12 protein-coding genes are annotated in these 16216 nt (G+C 64.7%); 5 read left to right on the top strand and 7 right to left on the bottom strand.

The features are described from left to right. Positions 1-49 precede the first annotated feature (49 nt). On the bottom strand, positions 50-1375 hold the full coding sequence (gdhA, locus tag QGV54_RS02115; protein WP_348637640.1) for an NADP-specific glutamate dehydrogenase: 1326 nt from the start codon (positions 1373-1375) through the stop codon (positions 50-52). A gap of 349 nt (positions 1376-1724) precedes the next feature. Between gdhA and QGV54_RS02110 the strand changes: the two genes are divergently transcribed. The 5 genes from QGV54_RS02110 to QGV54_RS02090 are packed head-to-tail and all read left to right on the top strand — an operon-like array spanning position 1725 to position 10752. Continuing rightward, positions 1725-6518 carry an NAD-glutamate dehydrogenase gene (locus QGV54_RS02110; protein WP_281018524.1) on the top strand — a complete coding sequence of 1598 codons (4794 nt, stop codon included), beginning with the start codon at positions 1725-1727 and terminating at the stop codon, positions 6516-6518. Positions 6519-6550: 32 nt separating this feature from the next. After that, complete coding sequence (locus tag QGV54_RS02105; protein WP_281018525.1) at positions 6551-7237, top strand: glutathione S-transferase family protein; 687 nt, start codon at positions 6551-6553, stop codon at positions 7235-7237. A gap of 20 nt (positions 7238-7257) precedes the next feature. Further along, the gene (locus QGV54_RS02100) at positions 7258-8496 is read left to right on the top strand and encodes an amidohydrolase family protein (RefSeq protein WP_281018526.1); all 1239 of its coding nucleotides are present in this window, start codon (positions 7258-7260) and stop codon (positions 8494-8496) included. 10 nt (positions 8497-8506) lie between these two features. Continuing rightward, positions 8507-9919, top strand: a complete 1413-nt coding sequence (locus QGV54_RS02095; protein ID WP_281018527.1) for a phosphotransferase family protein — start codon at positions 8507-8509, stop codon at positions 9917-9919. A gap of 11 nt (positions 9920-9930) precedes the next feature. After that, positions 9931-10752 (top strand): SDR family NAD(P)-dependent oxidoreductase, encoded by an 822-nt coding sequence (locus QGV54_RS02090; protein ID WP_281018528.1) that lies wholly within the window; start codon positions 9931-9933, stop codon positions 10750-10752. 107 nt (positions 10753-10859) lie between these two features. On the opposite strand, the gene QGV54_RS02085 is transcribed toward QGV54_RS02090, so the two are convergent. From QGV54_RS02085 to yajC, 6 genes are all read right to left on the bottom strand, one after another. Then, a complete protein-coding gene (locus QGV54_RS02085; protein WP_281020050.1) occupies positions 10860-11837 on the bottom strand; it encodes an acyltransferase in 978 nt (325 codons plus the stop codon). Between the two features lie 80 nt (positions 11838-11917). After that, positions 11918-12799 carry a squalene/phytoene synthase family protein gene (locus QGV54_RS02080; RefSeq protein WP_281018530.1) on the bottom strand — a complete coding sequence of 294 codons (882 nt, stop codon included), beginning with the start codon at positions 12797-12799 and terminating at the stop codon, positions 11918-11920. Then, positions 12796-13173 (bottom strand): Mth938-like domain-containing protein, encoded by a 378-nt coding sequence (locus QGV54_RS02075; RefSeq protein WP_281018531.1) that lies wholly within the window; start codon positions 13171-13173, stop codon positions 12796-12798. The genes QGV54_RS02080 and QGV54_RS02075 overlap by 4 nt, the downstream gene beginning before the upstream one ends. Positions 13174-13175: 2 nt before the next feature. Further along, complete coding sequence (gene secF / locus QGV54_RS02070) at positions 13176-14120, bottom strand: protein translocase subunit SecF (protein WP_281018532.1); 945 nt, start codon at positions 14118-14120, stop codon at positions 13176-13178. Positions 14121-14133: 13 nt separating this feature from the next. Further along, positions 14134-15735: a protein translocase subunit SecD gene (gene secD, locus QGV54_RS02065; RefSeq protein ID WP_281018533.1), complete on the bottom strand. Its 1602-nt coding sequence runs from the start codon at positions 15733-15735 to the stop codon at positions 14134-14136. A 57-nt stretch (positions 15736-15792) separates the two neighbouring features. Continuing rightward, the gene (gene yajC / locus QGV54_RS02060; RefSeq protein WP_281018534.1) at positions 15793-16185 is read right to left on the bottom strand and encodes a preprotein translocase subunit YajC; all 393 of its coding nucleotides are present in this window, start codon (positions 16183-16185) and stop codon (positions 15793-15795) included. Positions 16186-16216 lie beyond the last annotated feature (31 nt).

The raw sequence follows: 16216 nt of genomic DNA, 5'->3' as shown, positions 1-16216 counted from the left end.
ATCGGGACCGGGCGCAATTCCGTCAGCATGTGCTGTTCCGACAGGCGGATCAGACCACGCCGAATGCCATCATCGCGTCGGCGACCTTGGCGAAGCCGGCAATGTTGGCACCGGCGACATAGTCGGTCATGCCCTCACGGCCATAGTCCTTGCCGTAGGTCTGGCAACGGCCATGGATGTCTTCCATGATCTGGCGCAGCTGCTCCTGCATCTGGTCGACACCCCAGCTGATGCGGGCCGAGTTCTGGCTCATTTCCAGACCGGACACGGCAACGCCACCGGCATTGGCCGCCTTGGCCGGACCGAAGATCACCCCGGCATCCAGGAACGCGTCGACGCCTTCGTTCGACGTCGGCATGTTCGCACCTTCCGACACGGCCACGACGCCGTTCTTGATCAGCATCTTGGCTTCGTCGAGGTTGAGCTCGTTCTGCGTCGCGCAGGGCATGGCGATCTCGGCGGGGACTTCCCAGGGGCGCTTGCCCTCGTGGAAGGTGGTGCCGCTGAACTCGTCACAATATTCGCTGATGCGACCACGACGGACGTTCTTCAGTTCCTTGATCCAGTCCAGCTTCTCCTGCGTGAAACCGGCCGGGTCGTGGATGTACCCACCGGAGTCGGACAGGGTCACCGGACGGGCACCAAGCTGCATCAGCTTCTCGGCGGCATGGGTGGCCACGTTGCCCGAACCGGACACCACGGCAACCTTGCCGGACACGTCGTTGCCCGCTGCCTTCAGCATGTTCTGCAGGAAGTAGACGGCGCCGTAGCCCGTTGCCTCGTTGCGGACCAGGGAGCCACCGAATTCCAGGCCCTTGCCGGTCAGCACGCCCTCGAACGAGTTCGTGATGCGCTTGAACTGGCCGAACATGTAACCGATCTCGCGCGCGCCGACACCGATGTCACCGGCGGGCACGTCAACGTTCGCACCCACATGACGATACAGTTCCGTCATGAACGACTGGCAGAACCGCATGATCTCGTTGTTCGACTTGCCCTTCGGATTGAAGTTGGCGCCACCCTTGCCGGCGCCCATCGGCAGACCGGTCAGGCTGTTCTTGAAGGTCTGCTCGAAGGCAAGGAACTTCAGAACCGACGTGTTCACGGACGGATGGAACCGCAGGCCGCCCTTGTAGGGGCCGATGGCGTTGTTCATCTGGATCCGGTGACCACGGTTGACGCGGATGTTGCCCTCGTCATCCTCCCAGCAGACGCGGAAGGAGATGACACGATCCGGTTCCGCCATGCGTTCCAGGATCTGCATCTCGCGATACTTCGGATTGTTGTCCAGGAACGGAATGATGGTGGCCGCGACCTCCATCACCGCCTGGTGGAACTCGGGTTCGCCCGGATTGCGCTTCTCCAGGCCTTCCATGAAATTTTGCAGCGCAGCGTTACCTGATGCCATTTGTGATCCCCCTCAAGAGCATGGGCACGTCTTCCCGACGGCCCTCGTGAATATTCCGGATCTAGACCGGTATTTGTTGCAGTAGCCGGACAGTCGGCACGGCGGCTCCATGGCGCAGCCGCACCACTTTCCCGGTGTTCGATCCAGCCCCTCGGGATCCAGTGTCGGTTGCCATTGCCGCCCGGTCAATACTCGGCTTCGTGGATGTAGTGTGGTTTAGTGGCGATGCGCACAGATCAGGCGCCCGTCACAGGCGCGTCAGGAACAGACGGCACCTTACCGGGGAAAGCCGCAACGTGCCGAGGGAGAGCAAGCAATGGATCCGACCGCTGAAGCGATAGCCAGCGAACTTCTGGACAAGATCACAGCCCATTGCAGGCAGCGCCTGAAGCCTGACGAGGCGGAGGCGCTGATCGCGTTCGCAGCACACATGGCGCCGCACATGACGACGGACGAGACGGAGCCGCGTGATCCCGACGATGCCTACGCGTCGCTGCTGTCATTCTGGAAGTTCGCCGGGAAGCGCAAGCCCGGGCGGGCGCTTGTCCGGGTCTATAATCCGCGGCTGGACGAACATGGCTGGAGTTCGCCCCACACCATCGTCGAGATGGTCAATGACGACATGCCTTTCCTGGTCGATTCAATCCTTTCGGCCCTGAACCAGAATGACCATCAGATCCACGGTCTGGCGCATCCGGTCATGGAGACGACGCGCGACGCGGACGGCAATCTCTGTCAGCCGGACGAGAATGCCACCACGCTTCGGGAGAGCTACATTCAGGTCGAGATCGGCAGCCTGAGCGACCCGGACGCGCTGTCCGCGATCCAGCAGACCCTGTCGAACACCTTGGACGATGTGCGCGTGTCGGTCAGTGACTGGCCGACGATGATAGACAATGCCCGCGCCATCATCCGTGACCTGGAGGAGAACCCGCCACCGCTGGAAGAAACCGAAGTGGCCGAAGGCAAGGCCCTGCTGGAATGGATGATCGCGGACCATTTCACCTTCCTCGGCTACCGCGAGTACGACTATGAGGCCAGCCAGGAGAGCGAGCGGCTGGAGATCGTGCAGGGCACCGGCCTGGGCCTGCTGCGCAATTCGGAACGCCGGGTGATGAACCGCCATTCCGGCGGCCCCACCCTGTCACCGGAAGTCCGCGAATTCCTGCAGCGACCGGAACTGGTCATCGTGACCAAGACCAACTTCCGCAGTCCGGTCCACCGTCCGGTCTACCTGGACTACATCGGCATCAAGCGCTTCGACGCCAAGGGCGACGTGGTGGGGGAACGCCGGTTCGTCGGCCTGTTCACCTCCGCGGCCTACAACCGGACCCCGCGCGAGATTCCCTACCTGCGACGCAAGGCCGACCGGGTCATCGCGCGGTCGGGTTTCGACCGCCGCGGCCATGCCGGCAAGGCGCTGGTCAATGTCATCGACACCTATCCGCGCGACGAGCTGTTCCAGGTCTCCGAGGATGAACTTCACGACACGGCGCTGGCCATTCTGGCGCTGCAGGAACGCCCGCGTATTCGCCTGTTCGTCCGTCGCGACCGGTTCCAGCGGTTCTATTCCTGCCTGATCTTCATTCCGCGCGACCGCTACGATTCCGAGCTGCGGCGCAAGTTCGAGAAGATACTGGCGAAGGGCCTGGGGGGCCGCATTTCAGCCTTCTACACACAGATCGGCGACTCCGCGCTGGCCCGGCTGCATGTCATCGTCGGTGGCAGCCCGGATGGTGCCGGGGTCGAGTACGCGGTGCTGGAACAGCGGCTGGTGGAGGAGGCGCGTTCCTGGGACGACGCCCTGGCCGAGGTGCTGACCGACGCCCATGGGGAGGAAGCGGCATCACGCCTTCTGCAGCGCTATGGCACCGCCTTCACCTCTGCCTACCGGGAGGAATTCTCGCCCGGCATGGCGCGGATCGACATCGATCGGATCGAGCGCTCCGCCGTGGACCGTCTCGGTATCAACCTCTACCGCAAGGTGGAGGATGACGATGATGTGGTGCGCCTGAAACTGTTCCGGAGGGGACCGGCACTGGCCCTGTCCGACGTGCTGCCAATGCTGGAGAACCTGGGGCTGCGGGTCCTGTCAGAACAGACCTATCCCGTGGGCGACCCGGTCGACCCCCTGTGCTGGATTCACGATTTCCGCATGGAGAGTGTCTCGGGCCGTGCCCTGGCGCTGTCGGCAGCCAAGGCCGGTTTCGAGGACGGATTCCTGCGGATCTTCAATGGCGAGACGGAGGATGACGGATTCAACGGCCTGATCCTCGGCCTGGGCCTGACCGCGCCGGAAGTGACCATGCTGCGGGCCTACTGCAAGTTCCTGCGCCAGGCGGGCATCCAGTTCAGCCAAGCCTATATGGAGGATACGCTGGCCGCGAACCCGGCTGTCACCGAACTGCTGGTGGAACTGTTCCGCGTCCAGTTCGATCCGGCCACTGCCGGCGACCGTGATGACCTGTCCCAGACCATCGTGGAATCGGTCGAGGTGCTGCTGAACGACGTCGATAGCCTGGATCAGGACCGCATCCTGCGCCGGTTCCTCAACGCCATCCGCTCCACCCTGCGCACCAGCTTCTACCAGCGCCTGGATGACGGCAGCGCCCGCACCTACGCCTCCTTCAAGTTCGACAGCCAGGCACTGGATGACCTGCCCCTGCCCCGGCCACTGCGGGAGATCTTTGTCTACAGCCCGCGGTTCGAGGGCGTGCATCTGCGCGGCGGACTGGTGGCCCGTGGCGGTCTGCGCTGGTCGGACCGGCGGGAGGATTTCCGCACCGAGGTACTGGGTCTGGTGAAGGCGCAGATGGTGAAGAATTCGGTCATCGTGCCGACGGGATCGAAGGGCGGCTTCGTGCCCAAGAACCTGCCGGTCGGAGGGGATCGGGAGGCCATTCAGGCGGAGGGTATCGCCTGCTACCGCAATTTCATCTCATCGCTGCTCGACATCACCGACAACATCGTCGAAGGCACAATCGTGCCGCCGAAGGACGTGGTGCGCCGGGATGGCGATGATCCCTATCTGGTGGTCGCCGCCGACAAGGGCACGGCCACCTTCTCCGACTACGCCAATCAGGTTGCGGTCGATTACGGCTTCTGGCTGGGCGACGCCTTCGCCAGCGGCGGTGCCGCCGGGTATGACCACAAGAAGATGGGCATCACCGCGCGTGGTGCCTGGGAATGCGTGAAACGGCATTTCCGCGAGATGGGCACCGATATCCAGACCCAGCCCTTCACCACCGTGGGTGTCGGCGACATGTCGGGTGACGTGTTCGGCAACGGCATGCTGCTGTCGGAGCAGACGCTGCTGATCGCCGCCTTCGATCATCGCCACATCTTCATCGACCCGACACCCGACGCCGCCACCAGCTTCGCGGAGCGGCAGCGGCTGTTCGACCTGCCGAGGTCGAGCTGGGAAGACTATGACAAGGCGAAGCTGTCGGCAGGCGCCATGGTGATCGACCGCAAGGCCAAGCGTGTCACGCTGACGCCGGAGGCACAGAAGGCGCTGGACATTGCCGAAACGGAACTCAGCCCGTTCCAGCTGATCCAGGGCGTCCTGCGCGCGCCTGTGGACCTGCTGTGGTTCGGCGGCATCGGCACCTACGTCAAGTCCACCGACGAGAGCCATGGCGATGTCGGCGACCGCGCCAGCGACATGATCCGCATCGATGCCGACGAGCTGCGGGTAAAGGTCGTGGGCGAAGGGGCCAACCTGGGCATCACCCAGCGGGCGCGGATCGAGTTCGCCCAGGAGGGCGGGCGCATCAATACCGACTTCGTCGACAATTCCGCCGGGGTCGACTGTTCCGACCATGAGGTCAACCTGAAGATCCTGCTCGGCGCCGTCGAGAGTGCGGGCGAGATGACGCGGAAGCAGCGCGACCGCCAGCTGGTGGAAATGACCGACGATGTGGCGGCACTGGTGTTGCGCGACAACTATGTGCAGGGCCAGGCGATCACCCTGGCGGAGAGCGCTGGACGCGGCAACGTCGGGCCGCTTGGCCGGATGATGCGATCCTATGCGCGCACCGGCCTGCTGAACCGGGAGGTCGAGTTCCTGCCCGCCGATGACGAACTGGCGGACCGTACCGGCGGACTGACCCGTCCGGAGATCTCGGTGCTGTTGTCCTATGCCAAGATGGCGCTGAAGACCGAACTGCTGGAAAGCGACCTGCCGGAAGAGCCGTCGCTGGAGACCGATCTGGTCACCTATTTCCCCCACGACCTGCAGCAGAAATACGTGGCGGAGATCAAGGCGCATCGCCTGCGGCGGGAGATCATTGCGACCCAGGTGGCGAACTTCATCGTCAACCGCGCGGGACCGGCCTTTGCCCGGCTGGCGCAGGATGACCTTGGGGTCAGCGCCGCCGACGTCGCCCGCGTGACCATGGCGGTGCGTGACATCTTCGATCTGCAGCCGCTGTGGGATGCCATCGACGCGCTGGACAATGTGGTGCCTGCCGCCGTGCAGACCCGCATGCTGAACATGGTGCAGGGCCTGATGGAGCGTGCGGGACAATGGTTCCTGCGCAATGCCGTGCGTCCCATCGACAGTGCACGGATGGCGCAGCGGTTCCGCCCGGCCATCGATCAGGTGAAAGGCAGCCTGGCCGAGCAGCTTGGTCCGATGGAGCGCGCCGACTGGGAGCGGGTGCGGGAGAGCCTGCTGGCCGACGGCGTCCCCGACGACCTGGCCGGTCAGGTCGCGGCCCTGGCACCGCTGGCCACCACGCTGGATATCGTTGATGCGGCGGAAAGCGTCGGGCAGGAGATGCGTACGGTTGCCGCCGCCTACTTCGCACTCGGCGGGCGCCTTGGTCTCGACTGGCTGCGGGCGCAGGCGAACGGCCTGAACATGGAAAGTGCCTGGGACCGGCAGGCCGTCGCGATGCTGGTGGATGACAGCTATACGCAACAGCGCAGGCTGGTTGTGCAGGCCTTCGCGACCGGTCAGGATGCGCCGCTGGCGAGCTTCGAGTCGGAGTTCGCATCGGGGCTGCAACGGGTTGATCAGGTGATGAACGAGCTGAGGGCATCCGGCGGCGTGGATATTGCGCGGCTGGTGCTGGCAAATCGCCAGATTGCCCGGCTGCTGCCCTGACCGGAGCGGATGACCAGGGGAGATCGCGAAAGATGACTATCAGGATGTTCGACCTTTGCGGTGCGGAGCCGGAGCGGCGTTTCAGCCCCTTCTGCTGGCGCTCCAGACTGGCGCTGGCGCACAAGGGGCTGGAGGTCGAGGCCGTTGCCTGGAAGTTCACCGACCGGGAAGCCATCGAGTCGCTGGGCGCGAAGACCGTGCCCACCATCGTCGATGGCGAGACGGTGGTGACCGACTCCTGGGCCATCGCGGAGTATCTGGATGACACCTATCCGGACAGGCCGACCCTGTTCCCGAACGGACGGTCGGAAGCCCGGTTCATCAAGTCCTGGACGGAGGCCGTGCTGACCGGCGGCGTGGCGCAACTGGTGCTGCACGACATCCACGAACATCTCGATCCGGTTGATCAGCCCTATTTCCGCGAGAGCCGGGAGAAACGTTTCGGCAAGACGCTGGAGGAAGTGCAGGCCGGGCGCGAGGAACGGGTGAAGGGCTTTCGCCAGGCGCTGATGCCGCTGCGCCTGACCTTGCGCAACCAGCCCTGGGTCGCGGGCGAAGCACCCGCCTTTGCCGATCACATGTGCGCCGGTCCATTCCTCTGGGCCAGGGCCATCTCACCCTTCCGGCTGCTGGAGGAGGATGACCCGATTGCCGAATGGCTGGGCCGGGTGCTTGACGCCTACGGCGGCGTGGCACGCTCCGCCCCCGGTTACGATTGAGACAAGGGAAAGACAAGCAGATGACTGACGACGCAACACTCTATGCCGGTGGACTGGTGTTCGACGGACTGAACACCCCAACCGAGGGCCAGGCAGTGCTGGTGGAGAATGGCCGCATCACGAAGGTCGCGCCCGCCGCTTCCTTCGAGGGCTTTGCCGGGCAGACTGTCGATACGACCGGGGCCACCCTGATGCCCGGTCTGATCGACTGCCACGTCCACATCTGCCATGGGGCGGAGGCCAATCCGGCGGAGGGCGTGGATCGCCTGACTGCCTCCGGTGTCGGCCTGCGCGCGCTGGAGCACGCGAAGCGTACGCTGGAAGGCGGGATCGTCGCCGTGCGCGATTGCGGCGGCAAGGACTACATCGACCTCGACGTGCGCGATGCGCTGAATGCCGGGCGCTTCCCCGGTCCGGTGATGCGGGCATCGGGGCGGATGATCTGCATGACCGGCGGGCATGGCAACCGCTGGGGCCTGGTGGCCGACGGCGTCGAGGACGTGATCAAGGCCGTGCGTACCAATGTCCACAAGGGCGTCGACGTCATCAAGATCATGGCCACGGGCGGCGTCATGACGCCCGGCGTGAACCCGGAGGATGCGCATTACACCGCCGAGGAAATGAAGGCCGGAATCGCGGAGGCCCGCCGGTTCCAAAAGCGCACCGCCAGCCACGCGCAGGGCGCGGAGGGAATCCTGAACGCCGTGCGGGGCGGTATCCATTCCATCGAGCATGGCATCTTCATGAACGAGGAATGCATCGCCGCGATGATCGATGGCGGTGTCTTCCTGGTGCCGACGCTGGCTGCGGTGAAGAACATCCTGCTGAACCGCGACAAGGGCATCCCGGCATGGGCCGTGGAGAAGTCGGAGCGCGTCTACGACATCCATCTGCAGGCCTTCAAGGACTACATCGCCGCCGGGGGCCGTGTGGCGATGGGTACCGATGCCGGCACACCGTTCAACATCCATGGTGCCAATGCCTGGGAATTGGCCTACATGGCCGAGGCCGGAATGCCCGCGCTGGATGCCCTGATCGCGGGCACGTCCAATGCGGCGGAACTGGTCGAGCCCGGAGACCGTGGCGTGATCCGCGACGGTGCCGTGGCGGACTTCCTGCTGGTGCCCGGCAATCCGGTGGACGACATCACCGCCGCCGCCGACCGCACCCGCCACCTGGCGGTGATCAAGGATGGCCGCACGGTTTCCGGCAGCACCGCCGACAGCCCGGCCGCGCGGATGCAGGCTGCCGCCATCTGAGGCTTCGGCAATGCAACTGGCTGAGGCTGTCGAGAGCTATCTGAGCCGCCGGATCGAAGGATTCCGGCGGCTGGTCTCCTGTGATCGCCTCTCCGGCGGGGCCAGTCAGGAAACCCATCGCGTCGAGATCGAGACCGATCAGGGCACCCGCCTGCTGGCGTTCCGCCGTGCGCCGGGCGGCGGTGATCCGGGCGTGGACCGCACCGGTCCCGGTCTGGATGTGGAGGCCGCGCTGATGCAGCTTGCCCGGCAGGCCGGCGTGCCGGAGCCGGAGGTGGTGGCGGTCCTTGACGGGACCGAGGGCATGGGCCCCGGGTTCTTCATGGACTGGCTGGAGGGCGAGGCCCTGGGTGCCCGCATCGCCCGGTCCGATACCTTTGCGAGCACACGGCCGATCCTGGCACGCCAGTGCGGCGAGATCCTGGCCCGTATCCACGCCCTTGATGTGACGTCAGCAGGCATCGCCGACCGGCTGGAGCGCTGGACGCCGGAATCCTACATCCGCGAGTTCTGGCAGGACTACCAGTCCTTCGGCAGCCCGCAACCGATGATCGACTATACCGCGCGCTGGATGCTGGAGAACCTGCCCGACAGTGACCGGATCGCGCTGGTCCACAACGATTTCCGGAACGGCAACCTGATGATCCGGCCCGAAACCGGCGTGGTCGCGGTGCTGGACTGGGAAGTGGCAACCCTGGGCGACCCGATGCGGGATCTCGGCTGGATCTGCACCAATTCCTGGCGCTTCGGTGTCTCGCACCTGCCGGTCGGCGGTTTCGGCACCTACGACGACCTGTTCGCGGGCTACGAGGCTGTCTCGGGACAGCCGGTCAACCGTGACCACGTGCATTTCTGGGAGGTCTTCGGCTCCTTCTGGTGGGCGGTCGGCTGCCTGCGCATGGCGGACCGCTGGCGCAACGGTCCCGACAGGACGGTGGAACGCCCCGGCATCGCCCGGCGCACCTCCGAATGCCAGATCGATTGCGTCAATCTCATCATTCCCGGCCCGCCCGGCGTGGCTGTCGAGGGCGGCGACGGTGACGACATCAACATGCCGCGCACCGATGAACTGACCACCAGCGTGCGCGATTTCCTGCGCGCCGACGTGATGGAGGCGACGGAGGGGCGGACCAGCTTTCTCGCCCGTGTCGCCGCCAACTCGCTGGACATCGTGCTGCGCGACGCGGCACTGGGGCCGGAGAGTCGGCGGCTGGAACATGAAGGCCTGAAACGGCTTCTGGGGCGTGACGGCGGACGTGCCGAACTGCTGCAGGTGCTGGTGGATGGCCTGCGCGACGGCTCCATCGCGCTTGACCATCCCGGGCTTGCCATGCATCTGCGCGAATGCGTCATTCGCCAGGTCGCCATCGACCAGCCCGGCTACTCGGGCTACAAGAATGCCATGGAATTCAGCGCATCATAGGGGAGGATCAGATGGGAATGCTGGACGGAAAGGTTGCACTGGTTACGGGCTCCGGTCGGGGCATCGGGCGTGAAGTGGCACTGCAACTCGCGGGCTTCGGCGCGTCTGTGGTGGTCAACGATCTGGACGAGGCACCGGCCAACGCGGTCGTGGCGGAGATCAAGGCTGCGGGTGGTCAGGCCATAGCCTGCGCCGGAAGCGTGACGGAGGACGGCTTCGCCGACCGCTTCGTCAATACGGCCATCGAGACCTATGGCAACCTGCACATCATCGTCAACAACGCCGGCTACACCTGGGACGCGGTGATCCAGAAGATGAGCGACGACCAGTTCGACGCCATGATCGACGTGCATCTGAAGGCCCCGTGGCGCATCCTGAAGGCCGCATCCGAATTCATCCGGGTGAAGTCGAAGGAAGAGGTCGAGAAGCAGGGAGAGGCGGTGATCCGCAAGGTCGTCAACATCTCCTCCGTCTCCGGCACCCGCGGCAACGCCGGGCAGACCAATTACTCCGCAGGCAAGGCCGGTATCGTCGGTCTGACCAAGACGCTGGCGAAGGAATGGGGCCGCTATCAGGTCAACGTCAATGCTGTCGCCTTCGGCCTGATCGAGACCCGCCTGACCGAGGCCACCGACGAGAAGAAGATGATCGAGGTAGAGGGCAACAAGGTCCCCATCGGGGTGCCGGTGCAGAACATCGAAGCCGCCAACCGCATGATCCCCATGGGTCGCGGTGGCAAGCCATCAGAGGCTGCTGGCGCGGTGGTCATGCTCTGCCTGCCGCTCTCCAACTACGTCAGCGGCCAGATGCTGGAAGTCACCGGCGGCAACTGATCGCGGCGACCTGTTCAGGACATCGAGGGGGCGGGCGAACCGGAAGGTTTCCCGCCCCTTCTGCATCTGGAGTGGGCCGGTGATGCCTCCATCATTGATGGACCGGTCTAGTCTCCGATACGGATCCTGCGTGACTGGCGCAGGGCAGGCACTTCGATCAGGCGCCAGAACAGCCAGGAGAAGGCGAGCGCGACAGCCATTGCCGCGCCGATGATGACCAGATCCAGCGCCGGGTCCTGGACGAAGCGCTTCATCAGATTGACGACACGACCCCCCGTCAGCACGTGGGTCAGGTACAGGGAATAGGACACGGTGCCGAGCCAGAGCAGGCGCCGGTCAACCCGGACACTCCGCAGCAACCAGATGGTCGCGACGGTCAGGACCGCAACGATGATCGTCTTCTGCCCGCCGAACCAGTAGATCGCGAACAGTGTCGCCAGGATCAGCACTGCGGTCAGCGTGCGCTCCCGCTCCAGCACGTACCAGCGCATGATGAGGAACCCGACGAGGAACTCGAACAGGCGGTAGTCCACCTTTCCCCAGATCAGGAAGACAGCCAGCAGCGCCAGCCCGCCTGCAGCCATGGTGTAGAGGACCGAACGGCCGATCAGCCAGCTGAAGGTCAGCCCCATGGTGATGTAGAAGACGAACTCATAGGCCAGCGTCCAGTAGACCGGCCCCAGCCATTCGTACCCAAGCAGGGGTGTCAGGTAGAACAGGTGCGACAGGATCTGGCCGAGCGTGTAGTCGGGGTCAGAGCCCTGAAACCCCGGCATCATGGTCGAGACATGCCAGAGGACGATGGTCAGCAGGATGCTGATCACATAGGGGGGCTCCAGCCGGACGATGCGCTTGGCCATGAAACGCGGAAACATGCCGAACCGGTAGTTCATGCCGTAGAGCGAATAGGGAATGACCACGCCCGAGATGATGAAGAAGGCATCGACGCCCAGCCAGCCCCAGGATGTCAGGAACACGGAAACGCCCGATGTGAGCTGGTTGGCGAAATGAAACAGGGCCACGGCCAGCGCGGCCAGACCGCGCACCAGTTCTATGATCTCGATCCGTTCCGTCGCGCGCGCCATGCCGCACCTGCCTGCCATCACTGAAATTGCCCGGTGTGCGCCTGGCCGACTGCGGGCGAATGCCCCTGTCTACGACAGAATCAGTATCTCCGCAGGAAGTTTCGGAACAGCAGCCGGGAGATGCGGTTGAAGTTATCCGGATCGAGACGCGGACTTGATAGATCATGTTCCGCGCGGCGGATGCGGTTCAGGTACATCTCCGCCAGCGCGCGATGAAGCAGCACGGGCCGCGCCGCCCCCACAACTCGGATACCCCGCGCCGCCTGCCGTGCGGCAACAAGCGACTCCGCCGCCTGATCGGCGAGCACGCTCACCGCCTTGCGCATCCGTTCAGGGTCGCGCCGTGACGCACTGTCCGTCGCGCCGACACGCGCCAGCACGTCCTGCGGAATCAGCATCCGCCCGACCGTCCCGGCAAAGGGGATGGCCCGGATCAGGCCGGTGATCGCATAGGCGGTCCCGACATGGCGGGCGACGGGTTCGATTCCGCGTTCAGCCGCCCCGGCCGCAAACAGCCCCAGCTCCAGCAAGGTCCCCCCGGTCGCGGCAGCATAGTCGCGGAAGCTGTCGAGCGTCGGGAAGGCACTGTCCTCCAGATCCAGTTCCCGTGCCGTCAGGATTGCGTCCAGCCGCGTCCTGATTCCGGCCGGAATGTCATCCCCCAGCCAGTCGTTCAGCGCCACGCAGACCGGATGGTTGCGCACATTGCCCGCCGCCATCTCGTCCAGCGCTTCCCGCCACCATTGCAGCCGGATCTGGCCCAGCATCGGTTCCGATACCCGCTCCCGCGTGCGTGCCACTTCCAGGTTGAAGGCGTAGAGAGCCAGCAGCCGCTTGCGTGGAGCCGGTGCCGCGAACATGGCGGTATAGAACCGGTCGGCATCACCGGCACGCAGGTCCGCCGCAAGCGGGTCAAGGCCGTGCGGACCGGTGGCGGCGCCGCTGGTTCCGCCGTCGGTCATTCCACCGCGATCAGGGCAGCGGCGACCCTGCGATCCTCCGACAGCAGCACGTTGTAGGTCCGGCAGGCAGCGCCCGTGTCCATCAGGTCGGCGACAATGCCGTGATCCTTCAGCAACGCACGCAGATCAGGTTTCAGGAAGGCGATGGATGCACCGCAGCCGAGCAACAGCACCTCGACCGCCGCCGCGCGATCCAGAACCGGGCGGAAGTGATCGGCGGTCAGATCCCCCATTGCAGGCACGGACCACGGCAGGGTCTCGGTCGGGAACACCAGTACCGAGCCTTCACGCCGCTGGTGACTGATCCGGAAACCGCCACCGCCATAGCCGTCGATGACCTGGCGACCGGCGGGTATGGCCGGGGTGATGTCCATTGTCAGGCAGTCGCCTTGTCGCCCTGTTCGTCCTCCGCGTCCCGCGTGCCACGCTTCAGGCCAAGCACCATCAGAACCGGTGCCGCCACGAAGATGGAGGAATAGGTACCGATCACCACACCCCAGATCATGGCGAAGGCAAAGCCGCGAATGACCTCACCGCCGAAGATGAACAGGGCTGCCAGTGCCAGCAGGGTGGTGACGGAGGTCATCACCGTCCGCGAGAGCGTGTCGTTGATGGAAACGTTCAGCAGGTCCGGCAGGGGCATCTGCTTGAATTTCCGCAGATTCTCCCGGATGCGGTCGTAGACCACCACGGTGTCGTTGATCGAATAGCCGACGATGGTCAGAATCGCCGCGACGGAGGCCAGATTGAACTCGAGCCCCGTCACCGCAAACATGCCCAGCGTGATCACCACGTCATGCACCAGCGCAATGACGGCACCGACGGAGAAGTGCCATTCGAACCGCAGCCAGATGTAGATCAGCATGATGACGACGGATGTCAGGACGGCAATCGTCGCCGCCTCCACCAGTTCACCTGATACGGTTGGCCCGACGAACTCGACCCGGCGGTAGCTGATGCCGGGAAACTCGGGATCCAGCGCCGCCTTGACGGTATCGACCGCTGTCTGCTGCGCCTCCGCACCACCCGGCTGGCGTTCAACGCGGATCAGCACATCGTCAGGCTCTCCGAATTCCTGCAGCGCGACCTGCCCCAGGCCGAGACCGTTCATCAGGCCACGCATGGCGGCCAGGTCGGCGGGCCCCTCGGTCTTGACCTCGACCAGGATACCGCCTTCGAAGTCGATGCCCCGGTTCAGTCCCTGACCGAAGTACATGACGATGGACCCCAGGATCAGCAGCACGGACAGCACGAAAGCTATCTTGCGGCGTTCCATGAAGCGCAGGCTGGTCTTCTCGGGAACGAGTTTCAGACGAAACATTGGCGTATCCTCCTCAGACCGTCAGCACGTTGGGGCGCTTCCGGCGGAGCCAGAGCGCAACAATCATCCGGCTGAGCAGGATGGCGGTGAACATGGAGCAGACAATGCCGAGGAACAGCGTCACCGCGAAGCCGCGCACCGGGCCGGAGCCCATGGCGAACAGCACGGCTGCGGCGAACCCGGTGGTGACATTGGCATCGACGATGGTGGTCAGCGCACGACGGTAACCGGCCTCCACCGCGTTGAACGGGGAACGACCGTTCGCCAGTTCCTCCCGGATGCGCTCGAAGATCAGCACGTTGGCATCAACCGCCATGCCGATGGTCAGCACGATACCGGCGATGCCCGGCAGGGTCAGCGTCGCCTGCAGCGCGGACAGCGCACCGATGATCAGCACCAGATTGGTCACCAGCGCGGTATTGGCCGCGATGCCGAACACGGGGCCATAGGCCAGGAACATGAAGAACACGACCGCCGCGAAACCGATGACGGCCGCCGTTTCGCCCGCCGCGATGGAGTCAGCACCGAGATCGGGACCGACCGTGCGTTCCTCCAGAATGGTCAGCGGCGCAGGCAAGGCACCGGCACGCAGCAGGACAGCCAGATCGTTGGCCTCCTGAACCGAGAATCCTCCGGTGATGATGCCGGAGCCCTGAAGGATCGCGCTCTCGATCCGTGGCGCCGAAATCACCTTGTCGTCCAGCACGATGGCGAACGGACGGCCGACGTTCTGGCTGGTGATCTGACCGAACTTGCGTGCACCGACAGCGTCGAAGCGGAAGGACACCACCGGGCGACCGTCCTGGTAGTTCGGCTGTGCATCCACCAGATGCTCGCCCGAGACCTCGACCTTCTTGCGCACGGCCCAGGGGATACGGGCCTCGCCGTCTTCCTCGTAGAGCACCATGGTGCCCGGCGGCAGCCGTGCGGCGTTCGGATCGGCACTCAGGTCAACCAGATGGAAGGTCATCTTGGCCGTACGACCAAGCAGTCGCTTGACACGGTCGGGGTCATCAAGACCGGGCAGCTGGATCAGGATGCGATCATCACCCTGGCGCTGGATCGTCGGTTCGTTGACGCCGGTCTCGTCGACCCGGCGGCGCACGATCTCGATCGACTGCTGCACCGCCGACGACAGACGGGCATTGATCCCCGCCTCGGTCAGCGTCGCGATGAAGCGGTTGCCGTCCGTGGTGATCTGCAGGTCCGGCCCGCCGGCACCGACGGAGATGCCGCCACCGATCTGGGTCACCAGACCGCGCAGGACCTCCCGCACTTCCTCCATGCGATCCGTGTCACGCACTTCGAACGATACGGAAAGGTCGCCGACCCGGAAGCCGGAACGGCGGATACGCGGGCGGATCTCGCCCAGGTCGTTGCGCATGCTTTCCGCCAGATCCGTCAGCCGGTCCCGCAGCACCGCTTCCCGGTCGATCTGCAGCAGCAGATGCGAGCCGCCCTGCAGGTCGAGGCCGAGATTGATCGACTGGTTCGGCAGCCAGTCGGGGATCGACTGTCGCGTCTCCGACGTCAGGAAATTCGGCACCGTGAAGACGAGGCCGATCAGGCAGACGGCAGCGATAACCGCAATCTTCCATTTGGCGAAATAGAGCATGAGCTTGATCGGCTGCCTTTACGTCACGATGCAGGGAACGCGAATGGTCGCGTCAGCTTACTTCTTGAAGCCGAGCTTGCCGAGCAGGCCGCCCTTGTCCTCGTTCGCCGGGGCTGCCGGCTTGGCATCGCCGCTGGCGGGCTGCGACTTGGTGCGCACCTCGGTCAGCGTGCCCTTGACGACATCGATCCGGACATTCTCCGAGATCTCGACCTGGATCGTGGCCTCGTCCTTGACCTTGGTGACGCGGCCGATGATGCCGCCACCGGTGACGACCGTGTCGCCGCGGCGCACGTTCTCCACCATGGAGCGATGCTCCTTCATCTTCTTCTGCTGCGGACGGATCAGCAGGAAATAGAAGACGCCGAAGATGAGGACGAGGGGCAGGATGGCGGAGAAAATGTCGCCACCGCCTCCGGCGGCCTGCGCGTAGGCCGGGGAAATCAGCATTTGGTCGCTCCATGCACGGAGATCAGGTGAC

Origin of the sequence: Minwuia sp. IMCC3060 (genome assembly GCF_029909435.1) — a bacterium.
Classification (GTDB): Bacteria; Pseudomonadota; Alphaproteobacteria; order Minwuiales; family Minwuiaceae; genus Minwuia.
This window is presented reverse-complemented; position numbering and strand designations above follow the sequence as displayed.

Excerpts from the sequence above, each read along its gene's own strand:
- secF (WP_281018532.1), bottom strand. The coding sequence starts at position 14,120 with ATGTTTCGTCTGAAACTCGTTCCCGAGAAGACCAGCCTGCGCTTCATG.
- QGV54_RS02075 (WP_281018531.1), bottom strand. The coding sequence starts at position 13,173 with ATGGACATCACCCCGGCCATACCCGCCGGTCGCCAGGTCATCGACGGC.
- yajC (WP_281018534.1), bottom strand. The coding sequence starts at position 16,185 with ATGCTGATTTCCCCGGCCTACGCGCAGGCCGCCGGAGGCGGTGGCGAC.
- QGV54_RS02080 (WP_281018530.1), bottom strand. The coding sequence starts at position 12,799 with ATGACCGACGGCGGAACCAGCGGCGCCGCCACCGGTCCGCACGGCCTT.
- QGV54_RS02090 (WP_281018528.1), top strand. The coding sequence starts at position 9,931 with ATGGGAATGCTGGACGGAAAGGTTGCACTGGTTACGGGCTCCGGTCGG.
- QGV54_RS02105 (WP_281018525.1), top strand. The coding sequence starts at position 6,551 with ATGACTATCAGGATGTTCGACCTTTGCGGTGCGGAGCCGGAGCGGCGT.
- QGV54_RS02095 (WP_281018527.1), top strand. The coding sequence starts at position 8,507 with ATGCAACTGGCTGAGGCTGTCGAGAGCTATCTGAGCCGCCGGATCGAA.
- gdhA (WP_348637640.1), bottom strand. The coding sequence starts at position 1,375 with ATGGAAGGCCTGGAGAAGCGCAATCCGGGCGAACCCGAGTTCCACCAG.
- QGV54_RS02110 (WP_281018524.1), top strand. The coding sequence starts at position 1,725 with ATGGATCCGACCGCTGAAGCGATAGCCAGCGAACTTCTGGACAAGATC.
- secD (WP_281018533.1), bottom strand. The coding sequence starts at position 15,735 with ATGCTCTATTTCGCCAAATGGAAGATTGCGGTTATCGCTGCCGTCTGC.
- QGV54_RS02085 (WP_281020050.1), bottom strand. The coding sequence starts at position 11,837 with ATGGCGCGCGCGACGGAACGGATCGAGATCATAGAACTGGTGCGCGGT.
- QGV54_RS02100 (WP_281018526.1), top strand. The coding sequence starts at position 7,258 with ATGACTGACGACGCAACACTCTATGCCGGTGGACTGGTGTTCGACGGA.